Source organism: Streptomyces silvae (genome assembly GCF_016745505.1).
Lineage (GTDB): Bacteria > Actinomycetota > Actinomycetes > Streptomycetales > Streptomycetaceae > Streptomyces > Streptomyces silvae.
Genome location: NZ_JAERUC010000098.1, coordinates 16,801 through 42,199, shown reverse-complemented (window position 1 = coordinate 42,199; position 25,399 = coordinate 16,801). Strand labels below are relative to the sequence as shown.

The following is a 25,399-nucleotide window of genomic DNA, read 5'->3' as shown; positions in this document are numbered from 1 at the left end:
ACCCGTCAGCTAACCCGGTAGGCGAGAAGGAAGGAAAGGATCAGCCCCTCCATGGCGTTCATCCGTGCCACCGGGAAGCACCGTGCCCCGAGCCGCCTGACGCGCAAGAGCGCCAAGGTCGCCGGCGTCGCCGCCCTGGCCACCACCGGCGTACTGGGTGCCACCGCCTCCCCGGCCCTCGCCGCGGACTCCGAGGCCGTCACCGCCACCGGTCTGACCCAGACCGTCGCCCTCGACACCACCCTCGCCGCCCAGATCGAGGCCCAGGCGAAGGCCCAGAAGCACCAGGCCGACGTCGCCGCGAAGGCCGCGGCCGAAGCGAAGGCCAAGGCCAAGGCGAAGGCCGAGGCCAAGCGCAAGGCGGAGGCCCGCGCCAAGGAGGTCCGCGAGGAGAAGGCGCGCGCCGCCCGCGCCGCCGAGCGCGCCCGGCTGAACGCCTTCCACCTCCCGGTCGCCGGCTCGCACGTGACCACCGGCTACAAGTCCGGCGGCGCGCTCTGGTCCTCCGGCAGCCACTCCGGCGTGGACTTCCAGGCCGCGTCCGGCACCTCCGTCGTCGCGGTCGGCGCCGGCACGGTCGTCGAGGCCGGCTGGGGCGGCGCGTACGGCAACAACATCGTGCTCCGGATGAAGGACGGCACGTACACCCAGTACGGCCACCTCTCCTCGATCGGTGTCTCCGTCGGCCAGAGCGTCGGCTCCGGCGAGCAGATAGGCCTGTCCGGCTCGACCGGCAACTCCACCGGTCCGCACCTCCACTTCGAGGCCCGGACCACCCCCGAGTACGGCTCGGACATGGACCCCGTCGCCTACCTCCGCGCCCACGGCGTCCAGGTCTGACCCCACGCCGCACCGCGCTCTCCGACGAAGGCCCCGGCATCCGCCGGGGCCTTCGCCATGTCCCGGGAAGGGCGCCCGCCGAAGCCCCCGCGGAAGTGCTCCCTGGCCAAAAGATATCCATGGATTCCACCCCGCCATCGGAAATTCCGGCCGGTTGCAATAGAGTCACAGAACAGGCGTCGATCGGCCGCGTTTCGCGGGGATTAAGGCGGAGGTTCGGACATGCGCATTCCCGCGCATTCGGTATGCACGGCAATCCGTGACGACATCGTCTCCGGTGTCTTCGAGCGCGGCAGCCGCCTCACCGAAGAGGTGCTCGCGCGTCGCTACGGCGTCTCACGCGTCCCCGTGCGGGAGGCGCTGCGCACCCTGGAGTCCGAGGGGTTCGTCGTCACCCGCCGGCACGCCGGTGCCTGTGTCGCCGAGCCCACGGAGCAGGAGGCCGCCGACCTCCTGGAGATCCGCATGCTCCTGGAGCCCCTCGGGGCCGCCCGCGCGGCCCAGCGGCGTACCGAGGCGCACCTCAAGGTGCTCCGCGGCCTGGTCAGACTGGGCCAGGAGCGCGTGCGCAGGGGCGAGGGGGAGGATCTGCGCTCCCTGGGCGGCTGGTTCCACGAGACGCTGGCACAGGCCTCGGGCAGCCCCGCGCTGATCGCGCTGCTCACCCAGCTCCGGCACAAGATCGCCTGGATGTACGCCGTCGAGCAGCCGGTCCGCCCCGCGGACTCCTGGGCCGAGCACGGCGCCCTCGTCGACGCCGTGGCGCGCCGCGATCCGGAGCGGGCCAGGGCGCTCGCCACCCAGCACGCCGAGCGGGCCACCGCCGCCCACCGGCTGCGGCGCCCGCCGGGCCAGCCGGCCGGAGCGCCCCGGGTGAGGACTTCGCAACACCCCGTAAACATCGCGGGAGTCCGTCATTAACAATTGCGCCGTATACAAAGAGGGCCGTTATCGGACGGCTTTCTTTATGCTGCCCTGAAACGGCTTTTACGGGCTCCTGTCACTCCGTAAGGGAACAGAAAAAGCCGCGGCTCCCGGTCGGGGGTGCCGCGGCTTTTCCGCAGAAAAAATTCCGGTTCGAAGTGGCCGGAATCAGACGGTCTCCGGAAGCTCCTCGAGCCCCTCGGCGACCAGCTTCGCCAGACGGTCCAGGGCGGCCTCGGCGTTGTCCGCCTCGGACGCGAGCACGATCTCCTCGCCGCCCTGGGCGCCCAGGCCGAGCACCGCGAGCATGGACGCGGCGTTGACGGGGTTGCCGTCCGCCTTGGCGATCGTCACGGGGACGCCGGAGGCCGTGGCGGCACGGACGAAGATGGAAGCGGGGCGGGCGTGCAGGCCCTCGGCCCAACCGACGTTGACGCGGCGCTCAGCCATGGTTCTGCCCTTCACGTATCAATGGGTTGTCTAGACCAGTCTCTCATGCAGTGCGGTATCGCTGTGCCCGGCATCGCCGCCGGCCGTCCACCGCCCGCCGGCACCCTCAGCGTGCCCTTGCCGCGACCCGTCCGCGACCGGTGCCGAGGCCTCCGCGCAGGCCTCCCGTACCGGCCCCCGCCCGGGTTCGGCCCGGGTTCGGGCCGAACGAAAAGCCCGAGCCGTAGGCTTTGCCCATGGAGCCCACTCCGGAGCAGAGTCCGCATCACGCGTACCCCGACCACTGGGAGGCCGACGTGGTGCTCCGTGACGGTGGCACCGCGCGGATCAGGCCCATCACCACGGATGACGCCGAGCGGCTGGTCAGCTTCTACGAGCAGGTGTCCGACGAATCGAAGTACTACCGCTTCTTCGCCCCGTATCCGCGTCTCTCCGCCCGTGACGTCCACCGCTTCACCCATCACGACTACGTCGACCGGGTGGGACTGGCGGTGACGATCGGCGGCGAGTTCATCGCCACCGTCCGCTACGACCGGATCGACGGGCAGGGCCGGCCCGCCTCCGCCCCCGCGGACGAGGCCGAGGTCGCCTTCCTCGTGCAGGACGCCCACCAGGGCCGCGGAGTGGCCTCGGCCCTCCTCGAACACATCGCGGCGGTGGCCAGGGAGCGGGGGATCCGGCGCTTCGCCGCCGAGGTGCTGCCCGCCAACAACAAGATGATCAAGGTGTTCCGGGACGCCGGATTCACCCAGCAGCGCAGCTTCGAGGACGGCTCCGTCCACCTCACCCTCGACCTGGAGCCCACGGCCGAGTCCCTGGCCGTCCAGCGCGCCCGGGAACAGCGGGCCGAAGCGCGCTCCGTCCAGCGGCTGCTGGCCCCCGGGTCCGTCGCGGTCATCGGCGTCGGCCGGGCGCCGGGCGGCGTCGGCCGGTCGGTGCTGCGCAACCTCCTGGGCTCGGGTTTCACGGGGCGCGCGTACGCCGTGAACACGTCCTTCGACGCCGGTACGGGCACGGTCGAAGGGGTGCCCGCGCACCGCTCCGTGAGCGAGATCGGTGAGCAGGTCGACCTCGCGGTCGTCGCCGTCCCGGCCGACCGGGTGCCGGCGGTCGTCGCCGACTGCGGCGAGAGCGGGGTCCAGGGCCTCGTCGTCCTCTCCGCCGGTTACGCCGAGCGAGGCGCCGAAGGCCGGGAACGGCAGCGGGAGCTGGTCCGCCAGGCACGCTCGTACGGGATGCGGATCATCGGCCCGAACGCCTTCGGCATCATCAACACCGCCCCCGAGGTCCGCCTCAACGCCTCCCTCGCCCCCGAGTCGCCCAAGGCCGGGCGCATCGGGCTCTTCACCCAGTCCGGGGCCATCGGGATCGCCGTTCTGGCGGGCCTCCACCGCAGGAGCGCGGGGCTCTCCGCCTTCATCTCCGCCGGCAACCGGGCCGACGTCTCCGGCAACGACTTCCTGCAGTACTGGTACGAGGACCCGGGCACCGACGTCGCCCTGCTGTACCTCGAATCACTGGGCAATCCGCGCAAGTTCACCCGGCTCGCCCGCCGGACGGCCGCCGTGAAGCCGGTGGTCGTGGTGAAGGGCGCCCGGCACAGCGGGACCAACCCGCCGGGCCACGCCGTGCCCGTCAGCCGCATCCCCGACGCGACGGTCTCCGCGCTGATGCGCCAGGCGGGCGTGATCCGCGTCGACACGGTGACCGAGATGGTCGACGTCGGCGTGCTCCTCGCGGGACAGCCCCTGCCGGACGGTCCCCGGGTGGCGATCCTGGGCAACTCGGAGTCGCTCGGCCTCCTCACCTACGACGCCTGCCTGGCGGAAGGGCTGCGCCCGCGCCCGCCCCGCGACCTCACCACCGTGGCCAGCCCCCAGGACTTCCGGAACGCGCTGGCGGAGGCGCTCGCGGACCGGACGTGCGACGCCGTGATCGTGACCGCGATCCCCTGGGTGGGGGAGGACGGCGAGGCGGAGACCGGCGACGGCGAGGTCCTGGCCGCCGCGCTGCGGGAGGCGGCGGCCACCGGTCCCGCCAAGCCGGTGGCGGTGGTGCACGTGGAGATGGGCGGCCTGGCGCAGGCGCTCGCCGCCGCGACGAGCACGGCCGCCCCGCCCGCACACCGGCCGTCCGGCCCGGGGGCGCAGGCTCCCTCCGCCGCGCCCGGCACCCGGGGCGGATCCGCGCCCGGCACCCCCACGCCGTCCGCGTCCGACGGGCGGGCAGGCGCCCCGGGCGACCTCGCCCCCTCCACCACGCGAGCCCCCGGCCACCCCGCCCCCTCCACCCCGCGAGCCCCCGGCCACCCCGCGGCCTCTCCCGGCCGGGCCCCCGCCGCCGAAGGCGCGCCGAGCCCCGGCCGGGCCCCCGTCTCCGAAGCCGCGCCGAGCCCCGGCCGGCCCGCTCCCGACGCCGGGCGGATCCCCGCCTACCCCGCGGCCGAGCGCGCCGTCCGCGCGCTCGCCGAGGCGGTGAAGTACGCCCAGTGGCGGCGCCAGGCCGCCACCCCGGGCAAGGTGCCCGAATTCCTGGACGACACCATCGACGAGCACGGCACCGCCGCGCTGATCGGCAGGCTGCTCGGCCCGGACCCCGACCCGCGCGGCCGGCCGCTCACCCACGACGAGGCCTGCGAACTGCTGGCCGGCTACGGCATCGCCGTACGTCCGGCGCTCCCGGCCCCCGATCCGGAGGGCGCCGTCGCCGCCGCCGGGCAGCTCGGCTACCCGGTGGCCCTCAAGACCACCGCGCCCCACCTCCGGCACCGCGCCGACCTCGGCGGGGTCCGGCTCGACCTCGCGGGCGAGAACGCCCTGCGCCGCGCGTACGACGAACTGACCGACCTGCTCGGCACCCCCGCCGAACTCCGCCCCGTCGTCCAGGCCATGGCGCCCAGGGGCGTCGACACCGTCGTCAGGGCGTCCATCGACGCGGCCGCCGGAGCCGTCCTCTCCTTCGGCCTGGCCGGCGCGCCGTCCGAGCTGCTCGGCGACACGGCCCACCGTCTCGTGCCCGCCACCGACCGGGACGCCGCCGAGCTGATCCGCTCCATCAAGGCGGCCCCGGTGCTGTTCGGCTGGCGCGGCTCGGCGCCGGCGGACACCGCGGCGCTCGAAGAGCTCCTCCTGCGGGTGTCCCGGCTGGTCGACGACCACCCCGAGGTGGTCTCGGCCGCCCTGGAACCCGTCGTCGTCGCCACGCACGGCCTGACGGTGCTCGGAGCGAGCGTCCGGCTCGCCCCGCCGCCCGCCCGCAGCGATCTGGGTCCCCGCCGGCTCCCCAGCTACTGACCCCGGCGGACCCGCGCACAGCGTCCCCGGCAGTCACCGGCCCCCCGTAGGATGGTTCCCATGGCAAAGACCGGTACGACGACCCAGGGGCTGCGCGCGGCGATCGAGCGCAGCGGCTACTACCCGGCCCTCGTGGCCGAGGCGGTGGAGGCCGCCGTCGGCGGGGAGCCGGTCGCTTCGTACCTGGTGCACCAGGAGACCACCTTCGACTCCAACGAGGTCCGGCGCCATGTCACGGTCCTCGTCCTGACGGACACCCGCTTCATCGTCAGCCACACCGACGAGCAGGCGGCCGACACCAGCTCCCCGACCCCGTACGCCACGACGTCCACCGAGTCGGTCAAGCTCGACCGGATCTCGTCCGTCGTGGTCAGCCGGGTCGTCGCCAACCCCGAGAAGTACGTGCCGGGCACCCTGCCCCGCGAGGTCGTCCTGACGATCGGCTGGGGCGCGGTCTCCCGCATCGACCTGGAGCCCGCGGCCTGCGGCGACCCCAACTGCGAGGCCGACCACGGCTACACCGGCAGCTCCACCGCCGACGACCTGAGCCTCCGCGTCAGCGAGGCCGGGGACGGCCCGGACACCGTGCGCCAGACCCTCGCCTTCGCCCAGTCGCTCTCCGAGGCCACGGCCGTGACCGGGACGACCACCCGCTGATGGTCCAGCCCGCCTGGCAGGACCCCGTTCTGCTCGCTCCCGAAGCCGCGCCCGTGCCCGAGTACGGCACCGGTTCGCTCGCCGATCTGCTGCCGACGCTCGTCGCGGGGCAGGGCGTCCCCGGCTTCGAGGCGGCGATCCCCGAGCTCACCCCCGCCGACCGGAACTGCGTCTTCCTGATCGACGGACTCGGCTGGGAGCAGATCAAGGCCCACCCGGACGAGGCGCCCTTCCTGCACTCGCTGCTCCCCACCTCGCGCGGCGGCACCGGCCGGCCGATCACCTCGGGCTTCCCGGCGACCACGGCGACCTCGCTCGCCTCCGTCGGCACGGGCCTGCCGCCCGGCGAGCACGGGCTTCCCGGCTACACGGTGCGCAACCCGGGCACGGGCGCGCTCATGAACCAGCTCCGCTGGAAGCCGTGGACCGACCTCAAGGCCTGGCAGCCGTACCCGACGGTGTTCGCGCTCGCCGACGCCGCCGGAGTCCGCACGGCCCAGGTCTCCGCCCCCGGCTTCGAGCAGACCCCCCTCACCAAGGTCGCGCTCAGCGGCGGTTCCTTCCTCGGCCGGCTCACCGGCGAGGACCGGATGGACCTCGCGGCCGAGCGGCTCGCCGCGGGGGACAGGTCGCTCGTCTACACGTACTACAGCGAGGTCGACGGCCAGGGACACCGCTTCGGCGTCGACTCCGACGCCTGGCGGGGCCAGCTGATGTACGTCGACGGGCTCGCCCGGCGCCTCGCCGAGCAGCTGCCGCCCCGCACCGCGCTCTACATCACCGCCGACCACGGCATGATCGACATCCCCTTCGACGAACAGTCCCGCATCGACTTCGACGAGGACTGGGAGCTGGGCGCCGGCGTCGCCCTGCTGGGCGGCGAGGGCCGGGCCCGCCATGTGTACGCGGTCCCCGGCGCCCAGGCGGACGTCCTGACCGTCTGGCGCGAGGTGCTCGGCGAGCAGTTCTGGGTGGCGAGCCGTGACGAGGCGATCGCGGCGGGCTGGTTCGGCCCCCGGATCGACGAGCGGGTGTACGGCAGGATCGGGGACGTGGTGGCGGCCGCCCACGACGACGTGGTGATCACCGCCTCGGCCAAGGAGCCGCACGAGTCCGCGATGGTGGGGATGCACGGATCGCTGACCCCCGTCGAACAGCTGGTCCCGCTCCTCGAAGTACGCTCGTAGCCGACGTTCTCCCGCTCCCTCCGCACCCTTCCGAAAGGCCGCACTCTCTCATGCCCGAGCTCGTGTTCTTCTCCGGGACGATGGATTGCGGAAAGAGCACCCTGGCTCTCCAGATCGGCCACAACAGGTCGGCGCGCGGTCTGCAGGGTGTGATCTTCACCCGGGACGACCGGGCGGGGGAAGGCAAGCTGTCCTCGCGGCTGGGGCTGGTGACGGAGGCCGTCGAGGCGGACGAGGGGATGGACCTGTACGCCTACCTGGTCGCTCAGCTGACCAAGGGCGGCAGGGTGGACTACGTCATCGTGGACGAAGCACAGTTCCTGGCCCCGGACCAGATCGATCAACTGGCCCGCGTCGTGGACGACTTGGACATGGATGTCTTCGCCTTCGGCATCACGACGGACTTCCGTACGCGACTGTTCCCCGGTTCGCAGCGACTGATCGAGCTGGCCGACCGGATCGAGCAGCTCCAGGTCGAGGCCCTCTGCTGGTGCGGAGCCCGTGCCACGCACAACGCGCGGACCATAGACGGTGAGATGGTCGTCGAGGGGGCACAGGTCGTGGTCGGTGACGTGAACCGGCCGATGGGCGAGATCGGCTACGAGGTGCTCTGCCGCCGTCACCACCGGCGCCGGATGACCGCCGCGTCCGCTCGTACGGGCGCCCTGTCCCCGGACGTCCTGCCCGTGTCCTCCGCCTGACGCCCGGCGCATCTCGGCCGTGTCGTCCACCTGACGCCCGGCGCATCCCGGCCGCACGCCGGACCCGCCCCGCGCTGAGGCAGTATGGGCGCAGGAGGGCGTCGCCCTCATCGTGAAGTCCTCCCCGCCCGACGGCACTTGTGCCATGGGCCCGCGGTTGCGCTTCTGCCGGATGAGAAAGGTGCGACGGTTGGCTGAGGAGACGGCGGTCCCGGTCGCGTCGCCCTGGACGGTGCTGTCCGGCCGGTACGGACGCGCCGTCGCCCGGGCCTGCGACCTGGGTATCCCGCTGGTGGTCCTGGTGGCGGCGGGGTGCTACGACGCCGAGTACGACCTGCTCCTGGGCGGGCTGATGGCGCTGTGCCTGCTGGCCCGCCGGACGGTTCCCCAGCACGGTGATGGCGGTCGTCCTGGCGCTGGGCGTCGTCCAGTTCGTCCTGTACGAACTGCCCGACCTCCCACTGGTGTCGGCGCCGGCCTCGTACGACGTGGCCGTGCTCTTCGCCATGATGTCGGTCAGCCGCGGAACGGAAGCCGAGTTCGTCCCGGGCCAAGGTGTCCGGGGTGCGGGGCGCGACCGGGCTCTCCGGGGCGGCCGGAGAGCCGCTTCAGGATGTCGTCCTGGGTGACTTCGTGACTTCGCCGCCTTCGAAGAAGCGACACGTCTGAGGGTGAAGGCTATGCGCCGCTGCTGGACCGTGGGAACACGCCCGGGCAGATCGACGACCGGCGCCTACTCCTGACTTGCTATCAGATAAGCGGGCTGGGCGCGCAGTTCGAGCTTGCTCCTCTTCGACTGGTGGTGGGCGTCGTGGTTGCCCTGGTCCATGAGGGCGGCCCGCAGTCGTGCTTCTCGGTGGCCACCTTGATCTCGTCGTCCCCGCTCCACCAGGAAGCCGCGCAGCTTGACCCTGGCTGTCGGTGCGGCCGAGGTACTGGACGGTGCCGTCGGCGTTCCACCGGGCCAGGCCACCGGTGCGGTAGAGGCGGGAGTGGAGCGGCTCGGTGGGGGACGGATCCCTCCCGCTGGTGCGAGGGGCGAATTCCGGGCGCGTCATCCCTGGGGGAACCCGCTGCCACACGTGGCGGAGCAGCGCATGCGTGCGGGTCGCCGACAGGTCCGCCGACGGGGCAACTCCCGTTCGTGCGAACAGTTGTAGCCATCTTCTGTCGTGAACATCCCGTCAGGGCGCCGTCCGTCGACGGACGGCCGACGCGGTCACGGCGCCCGGAAATCGTTCACAGAGCTGCAACGGGCGTGACAAGAGCCGGACGGTCAGACGCCGGCCGGGCGCACGATCGTGAACACCGCACCCTCCGGGTCCGCGACCATGGCCAGCCTGCCGCTGGAGGCGGCGTCCTGCGGCGGCTGCAGCACATGCCCGCCGAGCTCCACGACGCGTGCCGCCGCCTCGTCGGTGTCGGCAACCTGGAAGTACGTCATCCAGTGCGGACCCCGGTCGCGCGGCAGGGCGTGTCCCACCCCGTGCAGGGCGGCCACCGGGCGGCCCTCGATGTGCAGCGTCTGATAGTCGAAGTCGGCCGAGACGACCGCCTCGGTCCTGAATCCGAACACCGCCTGGTAGAACTTGGCGACCGACGCGGTCTCCCGGGTCACCAGCTCGTTCCACACGGGGGTGCCGGGGGTGCCCACGAGGGCGGTGCCGAGGTGCTCGGCCGCCTGCCAGACCCCGAAGACCGCGCCGCTCGGGTCGGACGCGAGCAGCAGGCGTCCCGCGTTCCCCGCGTCGAGGGGCCCGACGGCCACGGTCCCGCCGCAGGAGCGGATCGCCTCGGCCGTGGCGTCCGCATCCTCCGTCGCGAGATAGGTCGTCCAGGCGATCGGCAGGTGCCGGCCGGGCGGCACCTGCCCGATGCCCGCGACCTCCTTGCCGTGCAGCAGCGCGCGGACGTACGGCCCCAGTTGTTCGGGCCCGGGCTGGAACTCCCAGCCGAAGAGCCGGCTGTAGAACTCCTGGGTCGCGGTCAGGCCGTGCACGATCAGACTCACCCAGCACGGCGCTCCAGGCGTGCGCCGGGTGGCAGCCTCGGTCATCTTCTTCTCTCTCCTCGCACCATCGGGGTGGCTGTACGGGGAAACGGAGTCCGCACGGTGTCCAGCGGTACGGATACGGGTGCGTACGCTCCGTGCAGATGCTCGCACCACTGAGCCTCCGAGGCACCCCGGCCGCGCCGCGTTTTCCGGCTTCCGATCGGGCCGAAGACCGTTTTGGTGTGGTACATCCAATTCGGTGCTACGTCACCGGGGGCGGCCGCCCCTGCGCGAAGATGGCACGCATGAAGCCCATCATCACCGCATCCGAATACATGAGCGAGTCGGCGGGGCCCCGTCCGCCGGTGCTCCTGGACATCCGCTGGCAGCTCGGCGGGCCGAACGGCCGCGCCGCCTACGAGACCGGGCACCTCCCCGGGGCGGTCTACGTCGACCTCGACTCCGAGCTCGCGGGCCCGGCGGGCAGCGGCGGCCGTCACCCCCTGCCGGACCCGGAGGCCTTCGGTGCCGTCATGAGGCGGGCCGGGGTCGGCCAGGACACCCCTGTGGTGGTCCACGACGGCGGTCAGGGCTGGGCGGCCGCCCGCGCGTGGTGGCTGCTGCGCTGGGCGGGGCACTCCGACGTCCGCGTACTGGACGGCGGTCTCGCCGCCTGGGACGGGCCGCTGACCACCGACATCCCGGAGCCGGCCGAGGGCGACTTCCGGCCGCGGCCGGGGGCGCTCGGCCTCCTCGACGCGGACGGCGCCGCGAAGCTGGCCCGCTCCGGCCTGCTGCTCGACGCGCGGGCCGGTGAGCGCTACCGGGGAGAGGTCGAGCCCGTCGACCGGGTCGGCGGCCACATCCCCGGAGCGGTGTCCGCCCCGACCACGGAGAACGTCGGCGAGGACGGACGCTTCCTGCCCGCCGACGTGCTCGCCTCCCGCTTCTCCGCGCTGGGCGCCGACCGCGACACCCAGGTCGGCGTCTACTGCGGGTCCGGCGTCTCGGGGGCTCACGAGGTACTGGCGCTGGAGCTCGCCGGGTACCCGGCCGCCCTGTACGCCGGGTCCTGGTCGGAGTGGTCCTCGGACGAGGCCCGCCCCGTCGCCACGGGACCGGATCCCCTCTGACGCGCACGGCCTCCGGACGGAGCGAGGGCCCGTACGCGGCTGCGTACGGGCCCTCCTCATGCCGCGGACATCCCGTCCGGACCTCAGTCCTGCTTCTTCCGGCGTGTGCCGAAGACGATCTCGTCCCAGCTCGGCACCGCCGCCCGGCGGCCCGGCCGTACGCCGTCCGCCTCGGCCTGGCGGTCGGTCGTCCCGGTCAGCCGGTCACGGTGGCCGGCCACCGCACGGGGCATCAGCACATCGGCGTAGGCGGAACCCGCCCCCGCGGACGCCGCCGCTGCCGGGGGCTCGTCGGCCTCGGGCTCCTGCTGCGCCGCCGGTTCGAGCGCGGGCGGTTCGGGCTGCGAGGGCCGCTCCGGGACCACCATGTCGCCACGGAAGCTCGGCACCGCCTCCAGGAGGCTCGTCAGCGAATCACGCTCGCTCGCGGACACGCCGCCGACGCGCTCCTCCGGCTCCGGCGCGGGCGGAGCGGGACGCTCGATCTGCCGGTCCAGCGCGCGGTCCAGCGGCCGGTCGCGCGGCAGCCGTGCGATCCGGGGCACGAACGGGAAGCTCGGCTCCGGCGCCGCGACGTCGTCGGTCTCGCCGATCAGCGAGCGCGCCTCCTCGTCCACGGCCTGGACGAGCCGCCGGGGCGGGTCGTACGTCCAGCTCGCGGAGTGCGGCTCGCCCGCGACGCGGTAGACCAGGAGGACCTCCCAGGTGCCGTCGTCCCGGCGCCAGGAGTCCCACTGGACGGTCTCCCGGTCGGCTCCGCGCAGCAGCAGCCGCTCCTGCACCGCCTCGCCGAGCTGGGGTCCGGTGTTCTCGCCGGGACGGCGCACAGGAGTCTTCCGGGCGCGCTCGGCCATGAACGCGCGCTCCGCGAGCACGGGGCCCTCGAAGCGGCGTACCCGGTCCACCGGGATGCCGGCGAACTGGGCGACCTCCTCCGCGGAGGCGCCGGCCCTTATGCGCGCCTGGATGTCGCGCGGGCGGAGATGACTCTCCACCTCGATCTCGATCTGGCCGAGCCGGGCGCGGTCATTGCGCACGGCGGCACGCAGCCGCTCATCGATCGGAAGCGTGTACTCCGTGCTGTCCGCAGCTTTGAGCACCAGTCGTGTGCCGTCGTTTGAGACGGCCACGACACGCAGTTCGGGCATGGGAACCTCCCGGGTGGTGCCTGCCGACGTCACGTGCGTCGCTGCTTCCGCTAGTCGAGTGTGACCTGCCCGGGTTCAGCCTGCCACAACCTTGCCAAGTTACCCGGCGTGTCGGGCCTTGGCCCTGGAACGCCACGATGGCACGGTTACCTGTTTGCGACGCGGAGCGACCGGATGGTCACTCCATGCAGCAGGCGCCCGTGCGATGCCGCGGCGCCGCCGGTTCGGGAGCCGCCCTTCGGCCCCCTCCCGTAGGTTCCGGATACCCGTGTGGGAGTCCGGCCCCAGGGCTCGCCACAGTACTCCATTCGGGCCACCTGGGTGGACCGGCACGCCGCCGAAGTTCTCACCGGGTACGGGAGTTGGGTTACCCCGTTGTCTGCGGTATGCCCTCAATGGGTGTGCTGCTTCACAAAATCTCCAGAATCGGAACTATCTGATTCGCTCATATGTCCTTTCCTGGTGCAAGGTGGGGTAGTTGTCGAGCAGGGGCTGATCATGGTTCAGAAGCCGCAGAGTGATGCGGAACGGAAGGAAAGGCGCATAGATCTGAGCCTCCCGCAGGTCGCCGGCAGTGCCGTCGCGGCGGTCGCGGCGGCGGTGATGGCCTCACAGCTCGGTGTGTACGGGACCATCGCCGGCGCGGGCGTGATGAGCGTGGTGGCCACCTGCGGTGGCTCGGTCTTCCAGCACTTCTTCCGTCGCACCGGGGAGCAGATCCGGGAAGTCACGGTCCAGGTGAAGCATCCTGCGGGCCGTCAGGTGACGGTGCGCACCAGGGAGCCGGCCACCCCTCCGGCGCACCCGGAGGACGACGCGACCCGGGTGCTGCGCACCGTGGACGCGGACGCCACCCGGGTCCTTCGTACGGATGACCCCGACGCGACGCGTGCGGTGCGCGCGGTGGACCCCGAGGCGACACGTGCCCTGCGCGCGGCGGACCCCGGCGCCGACCGTACGACGGTGCTGCGGCAGGTCCGGCCGGGCGGGACGGGCGCCGTCGGGGCGGTCACGGACGACTCGTACTCCGACGCCCGTACGCACGGCACCCGCGTCCGGGGCTGGAAGCGTTCGGCCCTCGCGGCCACCGGGGTCTTCGTCCTGTCGATGGCCGGTATCACCGTGTACGAGATGGCCTCCGGCCATGACCTGGGGGGCAACGGCGGGACGACCATCGGTTCCGTCGTGAGCGGGGAACGCCACGGCGGGACGACCTCACCCTCGCCCTCGTCCTCGGACGGAACGGACCAGGAGGACGACGGCGGCCAGGGCGACCGGGGCGACGACGGGAACGTGCCCGGCAGCGGGAGCAGCACCTCACCCGGAACCGGCACGGAGGACGGCGGGAGCACGCGGCCCGACCCCTCGGGCGGGGACGGCACGGGCACCGGTCCCACGCCCATGCCGTCGGCGTCCGGCGGGACCACGAATCCTGAGGCCACCGACCCGGCCGCGCCGGATGACGGCGCCACCACCCCGGCCGCACCGGACCCGACCGGCGCCGACGAGGCCCCGGCCCCGCAGGGCGGAGCCGCGGCCGGCACGGACACGGACCGCTGAACCGCCCCGGGCTCAGTCCCCGAGCACGCGGCGCAGGTAGTCGTTGGCGAACAGCCGGTCCGGGTCGAGCCGGTCGCGCACGGCGGTGAACTCGCCGAAGCGGGGGTAGCTCCCGGACAGGTAGCCGGCGTCACGGGTGTGGATCTTGCCCCAGTGCGGTCGGCCGTCGTAGCCCGTCATGATCCGCTCGACGGCCGTGAAGTACGCCTGGTACGGCGTGCCCCGGTACAGATGCACCGCGATGTAGGCGCTTTCCCGGCCCGAGGCCGTGGAGAGCGCTATGTCGTCCGCGGGCGCCGTGCGGACCTCCACCGGGAAGCTGATCCGCAGCGGCGAACGCTCCACCATCGCCTTGAGCTCACGCAGGGCGTCGACCGCCGCCTCGCGCGGTACGGCGTACTCCATCTCGACGAAGCGCACCCGCCGCGGGCTGGTGAACACCTTGTACGGGATGTCGGTGTACGTACGGGCCGACAGGGCGCGGCTGGAGATCCTGGCGAGCGAGGGGATGGCGGCGGGGACCGCGCGGCCCACCGAACAGGCGACCTGGAAGATCCCGTTGGAGAGGAGCTCGTCCTCGATCCAGCCGCTCACCCGCCCGGGAGGGGCGGCCGGGCCGGCGCTCCTGTTGTTGCGCTTGGTGTTGCAGTTGCCGGTGTGCGGGAACCAGTAGAACTCGAAGTGCTCGTTCTCGGTGACCAGCTGATCGAAGTCGGCGGTGACCCGGTCGAAGGTCATCGGCTCCTCGCGGGCCGTCAGCAGGAAGACGGGCTCGATCGCGAACGTGACCGCGGTGACCACACCGAGCGCCCCCAGTCCGATCCGCGCCGCCGCGAAGACGTCGGGGTGCTCGTCGGCCGAGCAGCTCAGGACCGTGCCGTCCGCCGTGACCAGCTCCAGCGCGCGGATCTGCGCGGAGACCGACGCCGAGTCGCGGCCGGTGCCGTGGGTGCCCGTGGAGGTGGCCCCGGCGACCGTCTGCTCCATGATGTCGCCCATGTTGGTCAGGGAGAGCCCCTCGCGGGCGAGCGCGGCGTTCAGGCGCTTCAGCGGGGTGCCGGCCTCGACCGTCACGGTCATCGCCTCGCGGTCGATGGCGCGGATGCCGGTGAGCAGGTCCGGGCGTATGAGGACCCCGTCGGTGGCCGCAGCCGCGGTGAACGAGTGCCCGGTGCCGACCGGCTTGACCTTCAGACCGTCCTCGGAGGCCATGCGGAGCACCTCGGCGAGCTCGTCGACGGAGGCGGGGAACTCCACGCGGGCGGGCCGGGCGGTGACGTTGCCCGCCCAGTTACGCCACGTGTTCGTCGTCCGTGCGTAGGTGTCGGTCATCTTCCCCGCGCCCTCCCGTAGCAACTTCCGCGGTCACCGGCTCCGCGAGCCGGCGGTACCCCAGGAACGCCACCGCGGCCGCGAGCGCTCCCGCCACGACGGGCACCGCGTACCCCGCCCCCGCCCCGGAGGCGTCGACCACCCAGCCTGCGGCGGAGGAGCCGAGCGCCACTCCGACCGCGAGCCCGGTGCTGGTCCAGGTCATGCCCTCGGTCAGCTGTGTGCGCGGTACGTGCTGTTCGACGAGGGCCATGGTGGTGACCATCGTCGGTGCGATGGCGAGGCCCGCGACAAAGAGCGCCACGGCCAGGAACGGCAGGCTCCCGGCCAGTTGGAGGGGGATCATACTCACGGCCATGGCGCACACCCCCACCAGCCACCGGGTGGACGGCTTCCCCCGCAGGTGCACCAGGCCGAAGACGGCTCCGGCGAGGCAGGACCCCAGGGCGTAGACCGCGAGCACGAGGCTGGCTGCCGCCTTGTGCCCGCGCTCCTCGGCGAAGGCCACGGTCACCACGTCGACCGCGCCGAAGATCGCCCCGGTGGCGACGAAGGCCGTCACCAGCACCTGGAGTCCCGGGGAGCGCAGGGCGGAGCCGCCCGTGTGGTGCTCCTTCGGGTGCGGTGCCGGCTCGGTGGCCCGCTGGGACGTCAGCCAGAAGACACCGGTCACCAGGAACACCCCGGCGACCAGGGGCCCGGCCTCCGGGAACCAGGCGGTGGACAGACCGATGGAGACGATGGGCCCGAAGATGAAGCACACCTCGTCGACGATCGACTCCCAGGAGTACGCGGTGTGCAACTGGCGCCCGGAGCCCCGGTAGATCGCCGCCCACCGGGCCCGGACCATCGACCCCATGCTGGGCACGCAGCCCGCGCCGGCCGCGAAGACGAACAGGGTCCAGTCCGGCAGCCGCTGCTGGGCGCAGACCAGGAGCCCCGCGACCGCCGCCGCGGCGACCAGGGTGACCGGGCGCAGCACGCGCCGCTGTCCGTACCGGTCGACCATCCGGGAGACCTGCGGACCCATCACGGCCGCCGCCATGGCGAGCGTCGCGGAGAGCGCACCCGCGAGCCCGTAGCGGCCGGTCATCTGGGAGACCATCGTCACCACGCCGATGCCCATCATGGCCAGCGGCATCCGGCCGAAGAATCCCGCCGCAGAGAACCCCAGGGTTCCGGGGGCGGCGAAGATGGCGCGGTAGGGGCTGGGCAAGGAGGGCTCCGGGACGCGTGACAGGTGTATGGATGGCCGATACAGCTTACGGGCGCCGCTGACCCGCCGGTGGCGGTTGCCGCACTGTCGGAGGCGGGTGGCAGGATCGGGGGCATGTCCGATCTGCGTGGTCCCGCTCCCTACGACGCCCTGCTGCTGCTCTCCTTCGGTGGTCCCGAAGGCCCTGACGACGTGGTCCCGTTCCTGGCGAACGTGACGCGCGGCCGGGGCATCCCCGAGGAGCGGCTCAAGGAAGTCGGCAAGCACTACTTCCTCTTCGGCGGCGTGAGCCCGATCAACGCCCAGAACAGGGCGCTGCTGGACGCACTGCGCAAGGACTTCGCGGACCACGGCCTCGAACTCCCGGTGTACTGGGGCAACCGCAACTGGGCCCCGTACCTCACCGACACCCTCCGCGAGATGATCACGGACGGCCACCGGCGGATCGCCGTGCTGGCCACCAGCGCCTACGCCTCGTACTCCGGCTGCCGTCAGTACCGCGAGAATCTCGCCGAGTCGCTGTCCGCGCTGGAGGCGGAGGGGCTCCCGGTGCCCCGGGTGGACAAGCTCCGGCACTACTTCAACCACCCCGGTTTCGTACGGCCCATGGTGGACGGCGTGCTGGCGTCGCTGGCCGACCTCCCCGAGGACGTCAGGGCGGGGGCGCACCTGGCGTTCACCACGCACTCCATCCCGACCGCGGCGGCGGACACCTCCGGGCCGGTGGAGACCCACGGCGACGGCGGCTCCTACGTGGCCGAGCACCTGGACGTCGCCCGGCTGATCACCGAGGCCGTCCGCGAGGAGACCGGCGTCGACCACCCGTGGCAGCTCGTCTACCAGTCCCGCAGCGGCGCCCCGCACATCCCGTGGCTGGAGCCCGACATCTGCGACCACCTGGAGTCGCTCCACGCCGACGGCGTCCCCGCGGTCGTGATGGCCCCCATCGGCTTCGTCTCGGACCACATGGAGGTCCTGTACGACCTCGACACGGAGGCCACCGCGAAGGCCGCCGAGCTCGGACTGCCCGTGCGCCGCTCGGCGACGGTCGGCGCGGACCCGCGGTTCGCCGCCGCCGTGCGCGACCTCCTCCTGGAGCGCGCCGCAGTCGAGCAGGAACGCCCGGTCACGCCCTGCGCCCTGGGATCGCTGGGTCCCTCCCACGACCTCTGTCCGGTCGGCTGCTGCCCGGCCAGGGCGCTCAAGCCGGCCGCCGCGGGCGCCGACAGCCCGTTCTAGCCGCCGCCCGCCCGCTTCTCAGCCCCGCGCCGGGGGCCACGCCAGGTGCCCCGGCCCCGCGAACCACCCCTGGAGCGTTGTGACCGACCCCCTCCTGTCCGAACTGCTCGACCTCGCCCTGGAGGCCGCCCGCAGGGCCGGCGCGCTCCTGCGGGACGGCCGCCCCGCCGACCTCGGGGTGGCCGCGACGAAGTCCAGCCCGATCGACGTCGTCACGGAGATGGACATCCGGGCGGAGAAGCTGATCACCGGCTACCTCTCCGAGCACCGCCCCGCCGACGGCTTCCTCGGCGAGGAGGGCGCCAGCGCCGAGGGCAGCAGCGGCATCCGCTGGGTCATCGACCCGCTCGACGGCACGGTGAACTACCTCTACGGCCTCCCGACCTGGTCCGTCTCCATCGCCGCCGAGCGCGACGGCGAACGGGTCGTCGGCGTGGTCGAGGCCCCGATGCGGCGCGAGACGTTCCACGCGGTGCTCGGCCGCGGGGCGTACGGGAACGGCGAGGCGCTGCACTGCCGCCCCACCGCCCCCCTCGACCAGTCCCTGGTGGCGACCGGCTTCAACTACGTCACCGAGGTCCGCACGCACCAGGCCGCCGTGGCCCAGCAGCTGATCCCACGGCTGCGGGACATCAGGCGCGGCGGATCGGCCGCCATCGAGCTCTGCGACGTGGCGGCGGGCCGGCTCGACGGCTACTACGAGCGCGGACTGCACCCCTGGGACGTCGCGGCCGGCGATCTGATCGCCCGGGAGGCGGGAGCCCTCACCGGGGGGCGCCCCGGCCGGCCCGCGGACGGCGACCTCACGGTCGCGGCGACCCCCGGCGTCTTCGAGCCGCTCCAGGCGCTCCTCGAGGAACTGGGAGCCTGGCACGACTGACGTCTGACCTCCTGAGGCCGTCCAGCCGCCCGGGAGGGCCACCGGAACGCGGAGAGGGCCCCAGGAGACCGTGATGGCTCCCGGGGCCCTCTCGTGGCGGCTCAGACGCTTGTGGCGCCGATTTCCACGCCGTGCTCGGCGGCGAGGCGGTGCAGGTCGTCCAGCTCTCCCTGCTCGACATCCGCGAGGAAGTCGTCGCCCGTCTCGCGAGCCCTCGTGAGGTCGGACTCGGTGGTCTTGATTCGTTGCAGCAGACCTGCGGTGAAAGCGTCCATGAAGCGCCCCCTCGTCGTGGGTCGGTGGCACGGGGGTGTGCCCGGTGGTCCTCCGGTCCGTGGGCCGGAGTGCGGGTGATCACGCAGTCCCTCTGGATGCAGGACGGGCTGTGGTACGCCACATGCAGGGCGTGATCGCGGGTGTGAGAGCGTCCTCCCCGCCGCCGCCCGGCGAGAAACCTCAACTGGCCCGGAAATCCGATCAATTCCCTGAAGCAGCGGACCGGGCCGCGTCGTCTTACCGCCGGTTTATGCGCGTTACGGGCAGGATGGACGCGCACAGTCGGTGCCGCTGACGTGCGGCGAGCGGCCGGAACGAGGGCCGCTCGCGGGTTTTTCGGAAGATCTAGGGAAGGACTGCGCCGTGCGCGTACTCGTCGTCGAGGACGAGCAACTGCTCGCCGATGCGGTGGCCACCGGGCTGCGCCGGGAGGCCATGGCCGTCGACGTCGTCTACGACGGGGCGGCCGCCCTGGAACGCGTCGGGGTGAACGACTACGACGTCGTCGTGCTGGACCGGGACCTCCCGGTGGTGCACGGCGACGACGTCTGCCGCAAGATCGTCGAGCTCGGCATGCCCACCCGGGTCCTCATGCTCACCGCCTCCGGTGACGTCAGCGACCGGGTGGAGGGCCTGGAGCTCGGCGCGGACGACTACCTGCCCAAGCCCTTCGCCTTCAGCGAGCTGACGGCGCGGGTGCGCGCCCTGGGGCGCCGCACCACGGTCGCGCTGCCGCCCGTGCTGGAGCGGGCCGGCATCAAGCTGGACCCCAACCGCCGCGAGGTGTTCCGGGACGATGACGAGATCCAGCTCGCCCCGAAGGAGTTCGCGGTCCTGGAGGTCCTGATGCGCAGCGAGGGCGCCGTCGTCTCGGCCGAGCAGCTGCTGGAGAAGGCGTGGGACGAGAACACCGACCCGTTCACCAACGTGGTGCGGGTGACGGTCATGACCCTCCGGCGCAAGCTCGGCGAGCCACCCGTCATCGTCACCGTCCCCGGCTCCGGATACCGGATCTGAGGGCGTGGTGGCAGCTTCCCCGGCGCCCATGAAGGCGCCCCCCAAGCCGACCTGGGAACCCAAGGCCCAGGAGTCCCCGTACCCCTGGCTGCGGCCGACCATCCGGATACGGCTCACGCTGCTGTACGGCGGCATGTTCCTGATCGCGGGCATCCTCCTGCTCTCGATCATCTACATGCTCGCGGCACAGGCGCTGCACGATGCGGGCGGGCCGGCCTTCCAGGTCTCCGGTACGAACGTCCAGATCTCCAGCGACACCTGTCCGCAGCTCGGCTCGGCGCAGAACAACGGCCAGCTCAACGAGGCGATCAAGAACTGCACCGCGGCCCAGCGCCAGCACGCCCTCGACTCCCTGCTGAACAGGGCCCTGCTGGCCCTCGTCGGCCTCAGCATCATCGCCTTCGCCTTCGGTTACGCCATGGCGGGCCGCGTCCTGTCGCCCCTGGGCCGGATCACCCGTACCGCCCGCCGGGTGGCCGGGACGGACCTGTCCCGGCGGATCGAGCTGGACGGCCCGGACGACGAGCTGAAGGAGCTCGCGGACACCTTCGACGAGATGCTGGACCGCCTGGAGCGCGCCTTCACCGCCCAGCAGCGCTTCGTGGGGAACGCCTCGCACGAGCTGCGTACGCCCCTCGCGATCAACCGCACGCTCCTGGAGGTCCATCTCTCCGATCCGGAGGCATCGCCGGAGCTCCATCAGCTGGGCAAGACGCTCCTGGCCACGAACGAGCGCAGCGAGCAGCTGGTCGAGGGACTGCTGCTGCTCGCCCGCAGCGACAACCAGATCATCGAGCGCAAGCCCGTGGACCTGGGCGAGGTCGCCGACCGCGCCATCGACCAGACCCGGGGCGAAGCGGCGGCGAAGGGGGTCGAGATCCGCGGGGAGCGGGCCCAGGCCGTCGTGCAGGGCAACGGCGTGCTCCTGGAGAGGATCGCGCTGAACCTCGTGCAGAACGGCGTGCGCTACAACGTGCCGGAGGACGGCTGGGTGGAGGTCACCACCGAGCTCCAGCACGGACAGGCACTCCTGACCGTCTCGAACACCGGTCCCGTGGTGCCCGCCTACGAGATCGACAACCTCTTCGAGCCGTTCCGACGGCTGCGCACCGAGCGGACGGGCAGCGACAAGGGCGTCGGGCTCGGCCTGTCGATCGCGCGGTCCGTCGCGAGGGCGCACGGAGGCCGTATCATCGCGGAGCCCCGCGAAGGCGGTGGTCTCGTGATGCGCGTCACCCTTCCGGTCTGAGAAGCTTCACGGTGTGAAGCCGCATTGGATCGCTCTGTTCGCTTTGGGCGGAATTTTCGAACCCTGTTTCCGTTCTGTCCCTGTGTGATCGATCACAGGAGCGATTTCCGGTCCCTCTACTCTCCGTGATCACAACTCTGCCCGAAAGCCTGGAAACGTCCGGGTTTCCGGGGGGCGATATCACGGGAAGTACACGGGGTGGCGCCCGTGAACTGCAGCAATCGGACCGTGTACGGTCCCCATCGCCACCCAAGCTGATCGCTCGCGAGAGATCCGGTTGGGTGTCGATTGAGTAACAGACCTTGATGTGAGGCAAAATCTCCGCCTCAGGTCGGGCACAAGTCCGGCCTCTCACGCGTTACGTGCGCTGAGACACCGCAGACACCCATGAGGGGGAGAGCGACATGGCAACGGATTACGACACCCCACGCAAGACCGACGACGACGTGGACCAGGACAGCCTCGAAGAGCTCAAGGCTCGTCGGAGCGACAAGACGGCATCCGCCGTCGACGTGGACGAGTTCGACGCGGCAGAGGGACTTGAGCTGCCCGGCGCAGACCTGTCCAACGAAGAGCTGGCCGTGCGGGTTCTGCCCAAGCAGGCCGATGAGTTCACCTGCATGAGCTGCTTCCTCGTGCACCACCGGAGCCAGCTGGCGCGGGAGAAGAACGGCCAGCCGATCTGCCGCGACTGCGACTGAGGCCGACGGCCGTGGCAGGCGACACACCGTTCCGGAAGCGGCGCTTGCGGCGCACGAAGTCGTCGGAGGCACATCAGGGCGGCGCAGGCCCGGCAGAGGGCGAGAGCCCCACTGCCGAGCACCAGGCCGCCCTGCCTGCCTCTCCCGGCACACCTGACGACGAGCGGGGCCGTCCGGCCTCGCTCGAAGCGGTAAGGGCGGCTGATCCGTCAGCCGGGGCCGGGCAGGACGGCCCGGCCGAGTCCGCGAAGGGCTCCGGCCGCCTGTACACACTGAAACGAGGCGTACGCAGAAGCCGGGAGAGCGCAACGGCGGCGGTCGGCATGGTCGCCGACCGCATCATCGACATCGCTCCCCGTGTCCCGGTACGGGATCTCGCCACCCTGCGCAGGCAGTTCCCGGGGATCGGCCCGGAGGAGCTTGCCGACAAGCTCGTCGCGGGCGCCTGCAACGCCACCGCGACCGTGGGGGCCGGCATCGGGGCGGCGGCGATGATGCCCGTACCCCCCGCCATGCTCGCCGAGCTGGCGGCGGAGATCACCGGAGTGGCCACCGTCGAGATGAAGCTCGTCGCCGAACTCCACGAGGTCTACGGCCTGCGCCCGCCGGGCAATCTCGCCCAGCGCAGCACCGCGTATCTGACGTCCTGGACCGAGGAGCGCGGCATCGACGTCTCACGCCCCACCACGCTCAACGCGGCGCTGGGCGGGCAGATGAAGCGCGAGCTGCGTCAGCAGATCATGAAGCGCACCGTGCGCGACCTGCCGAATCTCATCCCGTTCATGATCGGCGCCGCCGTCGGCGCGCTCATGAACAGGCGCGACACCAGGAAGCTCGCCGACCGGGTCAGGAACGACCTGCGGCGCCAGCAGGTCCCCTGGGACCGCCTTCCGGAGCTTCCCCCGCTCGAACAGCCCGCGCAGCCCGCCGAGGAGCTGCCGAAGGGCCTGGACGACCGCGGCCGCTGACCCCCGAGGCCGCCGTCCTACGGAGTCGGTACGGGCGCGAGAGCCGCCACCAGAGCCTGCGGCTCCCGGGTCGACAGATAGACGTACGGCGTCGGATCGGCCGGATCCGTGACCTTCACCCGCACCGCCGTCGGGATGTAGCTGCGCAGCAGCATGAACGCGCGGGGATCCGCCTTGTACGAGCGCCAGGCGCGCGCCTCCTCCGCGTCCAGCACCTCGGCGTCACCGAGCGCCTCCAGAGGGATCCGGGCATCGCCCGCGACCAGGGCGCCCGCCACGACCCGGATGCGCGCGGAGCCGTACGAGCTCACGCCCACGCACGCCGCGGCCGTACCGGCGACCAGGCCGCCGAGCATCGGCAGTGCGCCGAGCGGCAGGAACATCAGCGCGCAGGCGACGCCGATCCCGAAGGCGATGAGCCACCACGTACGGGGTGCGGTGAGACGTTCCTCGAAGGGAGGTGCGGAAGGCTGCATGAAAGCAAGCTTGGCACGGCGCGACCCGTGACAGGCAGCGCGGGTAAGGTCTGCGGCTGTGAGTGGAACATCTGCACGTCTGACACCCCCCGCCGACGCGGTGAAGCCCGTCCGCCATCCCGACGCTCCCGCGCCCGGTGAGCTTCTCGGTTCCCACTACGAACACTGTTTCGGCTGTGGTGGCGGACAGCCGCACGGACTGCATCTCCAGGCGACGGCCGGCGAGGGCGTCAGCGTCACCGCCGAATTCACAGTGAAGCCCGCCCACCAGGGCGCTCCGGGGCTGGCGCACGGCGGCGTCCTGGCCACGGCGATGGACGAGACGCTCGGCGCGCTGAGCTGGATGCTGCGGGTCATCGCGGTGACCGGACGGCTGGAGACCGACTACGTCCTCCCGGTGCCGGTGGACACGGTCCTCTTCCTGGAGGCCGAGGTCACCGCCGTGCACGGCCGGAAGATCTACTGCCGCGCGACGGGCCGGACCGGTGGCCCCGAGGGGCCCGTCGCGGTCCGTGCGGAAGCCCTCTTCATCGAGGTCAAGGTGGAGCACTTCATCGACAACGGACGGCCGGAGGAGATCCAGGCCGCGATGTCCGACCCGAACCAGATCAGGCGTGCCCGCGCCTTCGAGGTGAACCCCTGATGCGCCACCCCGTCGACGTACTCATCCGCAGGATCGACCCGGACGTGCCGATTCCCGGCTACGGACATCCGGGCGACGCCGGCGCGGATCTGGTCACCACCGAGGCCGCCGAACTCGCCCCGGGTGAGCGTGCGGTCCTCCCCACCGGGGTGTCGATCGCGCTCCCCGACGGCTACGCGGCCTTCGTGCACCCCCGTTCCGGCCTCGCGGCCCGCTGCGGACTGGCCCTCGTGAACGCCCCGGGGACGGTCGATGCCGGGTACCGTGGAGAGATCAAGGTCATCGTGGTCAATCTCGACCCACGCGAGACCGTGAAGTTCGAACGGTTCGACCGGATTGCCCAACTGGTCGTCCAGCAGGTCGAGAAGGTGCGCTTCCACGAGGTGACGGAACTCCCCGGCTCGGCGCGGGCCGAGGGGGGCTTCGGATCCACCGGCGGTCACGCCGCAGTGGACGGTGTCACGGGCGGTAACAGCCAGGGTGGGAACAGCTACGCTTCGGTCGTATCCGACCGGGAAGGACATTGACGTGTTCGGACGTCGCAAGAACAGTGGTTCCGCCAAAGACACGGCGGACGAAGCGCGCGAGGCCGAGCAGGTCGCCGACGAGCTCGACGACAACGGGGCCGAGAGCGGTTCGCGCCGCACGAATCTTCCGCCGGCGCCCCGCCCGGACGGGCCGTGGGACATCTCCGAGGTCTCCCAGCCCGGCGAGGGCCGTGTCGACCTGGGCGGCATCTTCGTCCCCGGGGTCGAGGGCATGGAGCTCCGGGTGGAGGTCGCCGGTGACGCGATCGTCGCCGCCACCGTCGTGCTGCGTGACAGCGCGGTCCAGCTGCAGGCCTTCGCCGCTCCCAAGAGGGAGGGCATCTGGGGCGAGGTCCGCGAGGAGATCGCCTCCGGCATCACCCAGCAGGGCGGGATCATCGACGAGGTCGAGGGCCCGCTGGGATGGGAGCTGCGCGCGCAGGTCCCCGTACAGCTTCCGGACGGGAAGAACGGCGTACAACTGGTGCGCTTCGTCGGTGTCGACGGCCCGCGCTGGTTCCTGCGCGGCGTGATCTCCGGCCAGGGCGCGGTCCAGCCGGACGCCGCCGGGCTGCTGGAGACGATCTTCCGGGACACCGTCGTCGTGCGCGGCGAGGGCCCGATGGCCCCGCGTGACCCGATCGTCCTCAAGCTCCCCAACGACGCCCAGATGGTGCCCGAGGGCGTGCAGCAGGAGGACCAGGAGAGCTCGAAGTTCTCCGGCGGCATGGGACAGCTCCAGCGCGGCCCGGAGATCACCGAGGTGCGCTGACCCCACTCGTACGAGGCCGGTGGGCCGCCCCCTGCGCGGGGTGCGGCCCACCGGCTTCTGCGTGGGCCCGTCAGGGGCGCGTATCGGGGGCGTACGGGCGGCGTCAAAGGGCGGCCCCGGGGCGTAGGGAAGCCGTCAACGCGGGCGGCGGGGGCCGGGAGCGGGGGTTTGCTCAGGGGGTCCCCGAAACCGACTCACCCAGGAGCACACGATGGCC

General features: G+C 72.2%; 25 protein-coding genes. 17 read left to right on the top strand and 8 right to left on the bottom strand.

From position 1 onward, the window contains the following. Nucleotides 1-51 precede the first annotated feature (51 nt). The gene (locus JKV81_RS15170) at nucleotides 52-840 is read left to right on the top strand and encodes a M23 family metallopeptidase (RefSeq protein WP_202076369.1); all 789 of its coding nucleotides are present in this window, start codon (nucleotides 52-54) and stop codon (nucleotides 838-840) included. 222 nt (nucleotides 841-1,062) lie between these two features. Beyond that, a complete protein-coding gene (locus JKV81_RS15165; RefSeq protein ID WP_129265921.1) occupies nucleotides 1,063-1,761 on the top strand; it encodes a GntR family transcriptional regulator in 699 nt (232 codons plus the stop codon). Between the two features lie 171 nt (nucleotides 1,762-1,932). Here JKV81_RS15165 and JKV81_RS15160 read toward each other — a convergent pair whose 3' ends face one another. Next, a complete protein-coding gene (locus JKV81_RS15160) occupies nucleotides 1,933-2,214 on the bottom strand; it encodes an HPr family phosphocarrier protein (RefSeq protein WP_018520603.1) in 282 nt (93 codons plus the stop codon). A gap of 236 nt (nucleotides 2,215-2,450) precedes the next feature. Here JKV81_RS15160 and JKV81_RS15155 point away from each other — a divergent pair, with 236 nt between their 5' ends. Genes JKV81_RS15155 through JKV81_RS15140 form a run of 4 tightly spaced genes read left to right on the top strand, consistent with a single transcriptional unit; the run spans nucleotide 2,451 to nucleotide 8,052 of the window. Further along, the gene (locus tag JKV81_RS15155; RefSeq protein WP_202076368.1) at nucleotides 2,451-5,507 is read left to right on the top strand and encodes a bifunctional acetate--CoA ligase family protein/GNAT family N-acetyltransferase; all 3,057 of its coding nucleotides are present in this window, start codon (nucleotides 2,451-2,453) and stop codon (nucleotides 5,505-5,507) included. Between the two features lie 60 nt (nucleotides 5,508-5,567). Beyond that, nucleotides 5,568-6,164 carry a DUF5998 family protein gene (locus JKV81_RS15150; RefSeq protein WP_099176511.1) on the top strand — a complete coding sequence of 199 codons (597 nt, stop codon included), beginning with the start codon at nucleotides 5,568-5,570 and terminating at the stop codon, nucleotides 6,162-6,164. Next, the gene (locus JKV81_RS15145) at nucleotides 6,164-7,351 is read left to right on the top strand and encodes an alkaline phosphatase family protein (protein ID WP_129265926.1); all 1,188 of its coding nucleotides are present in this window, start codon (nucleotides 6,164-6,166) and stop codon (nucleotides 7,349-7,351) included. Before JKV81_RS15150 ends, JKV81_RS15145 begins: the two co-directional genes overlap by 1 nt. A 50-nt stretch (nucleotides 7,352-7,401) precedes the next feature. Beyond that, nucleotides 7,402-8,052, top strand: a complete 651-nt coding sequence (locus JKV81_RS15140) for a thymidine kinase (protein ID WP_129265928.1) — start codon at nucleotides 7,402-7,404, stop codon at nucleotides 8,050-8,052. Between the two features lie 733 nt (nucleotides 8,053-8,785). Here the strand turns inward: JKV81_RS15140 and JKV81_RS15135 are convergent. Beyond that, nucleotides 8,786-9,025, bottom strand: a complete 240-nt coding sequence (locus JKV81_RS15135) for a hypothetical protein (RefSeq protein WP_202076367.1) — start codon at nucleotides 9,023-9,025, stop codon at nucleotides 8,786-8,788. Between the two features lie 303 nt (nucleotides 9,026-9,328). Next, nucleotides 9,329-10,108 carry a VOC family protein gene (locus JKV81_RS15130; protein ID WP_202076366.1) on the bottom strand — a complete coding sequence of 260 codons (780 nt, stop codon included), beginning with the start codon at nucleotides 10,106-10,108 and terminating at the stop codon, nucleotides 9,329-9,331. A 242-nt stretch (nucleotides 10,109-10,350) separates the two neighbouring features. Between JKV81_RS15130 and JKV81_RS15125 the strand changes: the two genes are divergently transcribed. Beyond that, on the top strand, nucleotides 10,351-11,178 hold the full coding sequence (locus tag JKV81_RS15125) for a sulfurtransferase (RefSeq protein ID WP_129265932.1): 828 nt from the start codon (nucleotides 10,351-10,353) through the stop codon (nucleotides 11,176-11,178). 83 nt (nucleotides 11,179-11,261) lie between these two features. On the opposite strand, the gene sepH is transcribed toward JKV81_RS15125, so the two are convergent. After that, nucleotides 11,262-12,326: a septation protein SepH gene (gene sepH, locus JKV81_RS15120; protein ID WP_099176531.1), complete on the bottom strand. Its 1,065-nt coding sequence runs from the start codon at nucleotides 12,324-12,326 to the stop codon at nucleotides 11,262-11,264. Nucleotides 12,327-12,824: 498 nt separating this feature from the next. Between sepH and JKV81_RS15115 the strand changes: the two genes are divergently transcribed. Then, a complete protein-coding gene (locus tag JKV81_RS15115) occupies nucleotides 12,825-13,886 on the top strand; it encodes a hypothetical protein (protein WP_129265935.1) in 1,062 nt (353 codons plus the stop codon). A gap of 12 nt (nucleotides 13,887-13,898) precedes the next feature. Here the strand turns inward: JKV81_RS15115 and JKV81_RS15110 are convergent, their stop codons facing one another. Continuing rightward, complete coding sequence (locus tag JKV81_RS15110) at nucleotides 13,899-15,218, bottom strand: D-arabinono-1,4-lactone oxidase (RefSeq protein WP_129265937.1); 1,320 nt, start codon at nucleotides 15,216-15,218, stop codon at nucleotides 13,899-13,901. Further along, a complete protein-coding gene (locus JKV81_RS15105) occupies nucleotides 15,178-16,434 on the bottom strand; it encodes an MFS transporter (RefSeq protein ID WP_129265939.1) in 1,257 nt (418 codons plus the stop codon). Before JKV81_RS15105 ends, JKV81_RS15110 begins: the two co-directional genes overlap by 41 nt. A gap of 114 nt (nucleotides 16,435-16,548) precedes the next feature. On the opposite strand from JKV81_RS15105, the gene JKV81_RS15100 reads away from it, so the two are divergent. Both JKV81_RS15100 and JKV81_RS15095 read left to right on the top strand, forming a co-directional pair. Continuing rightward, entirely contained in the window at nucleotides 16,549-17,673 is a 1,125-nt protein-coding gene (locus tag JKV81_RS15100; RefSeq protein WP_202076365.1) for a ferrochelatase, read from the top strand. 79 nt (nucleotides 17,674-17,752) lie between these two features. Further along, nucleotides 17,753-18,553, top strand: a complete 801-nt coding sequence (locus JKV81_RS15095; protein WP_129265941.1) for an inositol monophosphatase family protein — start codon at nucleotides 17,753-17,755, stop codon at nucleotides 18,551-18,553. A gap of 101 nt (nucleotides 18,554-18,654) precedes the next feature. On the opposite strand, the gene JKV81_RS15090 is transcribed toward JKV81_RS15095, so the two are convergent. Continuing rightward, nucleotides 18,655-18,828 (bottom strand): hypothetical protein, encoded by a 174-nt coding sequence (locus tag JKV81_RS15090; RefSeq protein ID WP_164992724.1) that lies wholly within the window; start codon nucleotides 18,826-18,828, stop codon nucleotides 18,655-18,657. A gap of 364 nt (nucleotides 18,829-19,192) precedes the next feature. Between JKV81_RS15090 and JKV81_RS15085 the strand changes: the two genes are divergently transcribed. The 4 genes from JKV81_RS15085 to JKV81_RS15070 all read left to right on the top strand — a co-directional run bounded on the left by JKV81_RS15085 (nucleotide 19,193) and on the right by JKV81_RS15070 (nucleotide 22,764). Beyond that, a complete protein-coding gene (locus tag JKV81_RS15085; protein WP_202076364.1) occupies nucleotides 19,193-19,846 on the top strand; it encodes a response regulator transcription factor in 654 nt (217 codons plus the stop codon). 7 nt (nucleotides 19,847-19,853) lie between these two features. Continuing rightward, complete coding sequence (locus JKV81_RS15080) at nucleotides 19,854-21,095, top strand: sensor histidine kinase (protein ID WP_129265943.1); 1,242 nt, start codon at nucleotides 19,854-19,856, stop codon at nucleotides 21,093-21,095. 404 nt (nucleotides 21,096-21,499) lie between these two features. Continuing rightward, on the top strand, nucleotides 21,500-21,796 hold the full coding sequence (locus JKV81_RS15075; protein WP_003965732.1) for a DUF4193 domain-containing protein: 297 nt from the start codon (nucleotides 21,500-21,502) through the stop codon (nucleotides 21,794-21,796). An 11-nt stretch (nucleotides 21,797-21,807) separates the two neighbouring features. Beyond that, entirely contained in the window at nucleotides 21,808-22,764 is a 957-nt protein-coding gene (locus JKV81_RS15070) for a hypothetical protein (protein ID WP_129265945.1), read from the top strand. A 17-nt stretch (nucleotides 22,765-22,781) separates the two neighbouring features. On the opposite strand, the gene JKV81_RS15065 is transcribed toward JKV81_RS15070, so the two are convergent. Further along, nucleotides 22,782-23,240 (bottom strand): DUF3093 domain-containing protein, encoded by a 459-nt coding sequence (locus JKV81_RS15065; RefSeq protein ID WP_129265947.1) that lies wholly within the window; start codon nucleotides 23,238-23,240, stop codon nucleotides 22,782-22,784. A 58-nt stretch (nucleotides 23,241-23,298) separates the two neighbouring features. On the opposite strand from JKV81_RS15065, the gene JKV81_RS15060 reads away from it, so the two are divergent. From JKV81_RS15060 to JKV81_RS15050, 3 genes are read left to right on the top strand one after another with little or no spacing between them, the layout of a single operon-like run. After that, nucleotides 23,299-23,883, top strand: coding sequence for a PaaI family thioesterase (locus JKV81_RS15060; RefSeq protein ID WP_099176540.1), 585 nt, complete (start codon nucleotides 23,299-23,301; stop codon nucleotides 23,881-23,883). Continuing rightward, nucleotides 23,883-24,410 carry a dUTP diphosphatase gene (dut, locus tag JKV81_RS15055; RefSeq protein WP_124275085.1) on the top strand — a complete coding sequence of 176 codons (528 nt, stop codon included), beginning with the start codon at nucleotides 23,883-23,885 and terminating at the stop codon, nucleotides 24,408-24,410. Before JKV81_RS15060 ends, dut begins: the two co-directional genes overlap by 1 nt. A 1-nt stretch (nucleotide 24,411) precedes the next feature. After that, on the top strand, nucleotides 24,412-25,182 hold the full coding sequence (locus JKV81_RS15050) for a DUF3710 domain-containing protein (protein WP_124275086.1): 771 nt from the start codon (nucleotides 24,412-24,414) through the stop codon (nucleotides 25,180-25,182). Nucleotides 25,183-25,399 lie beyond the last annotated feature (217 nt).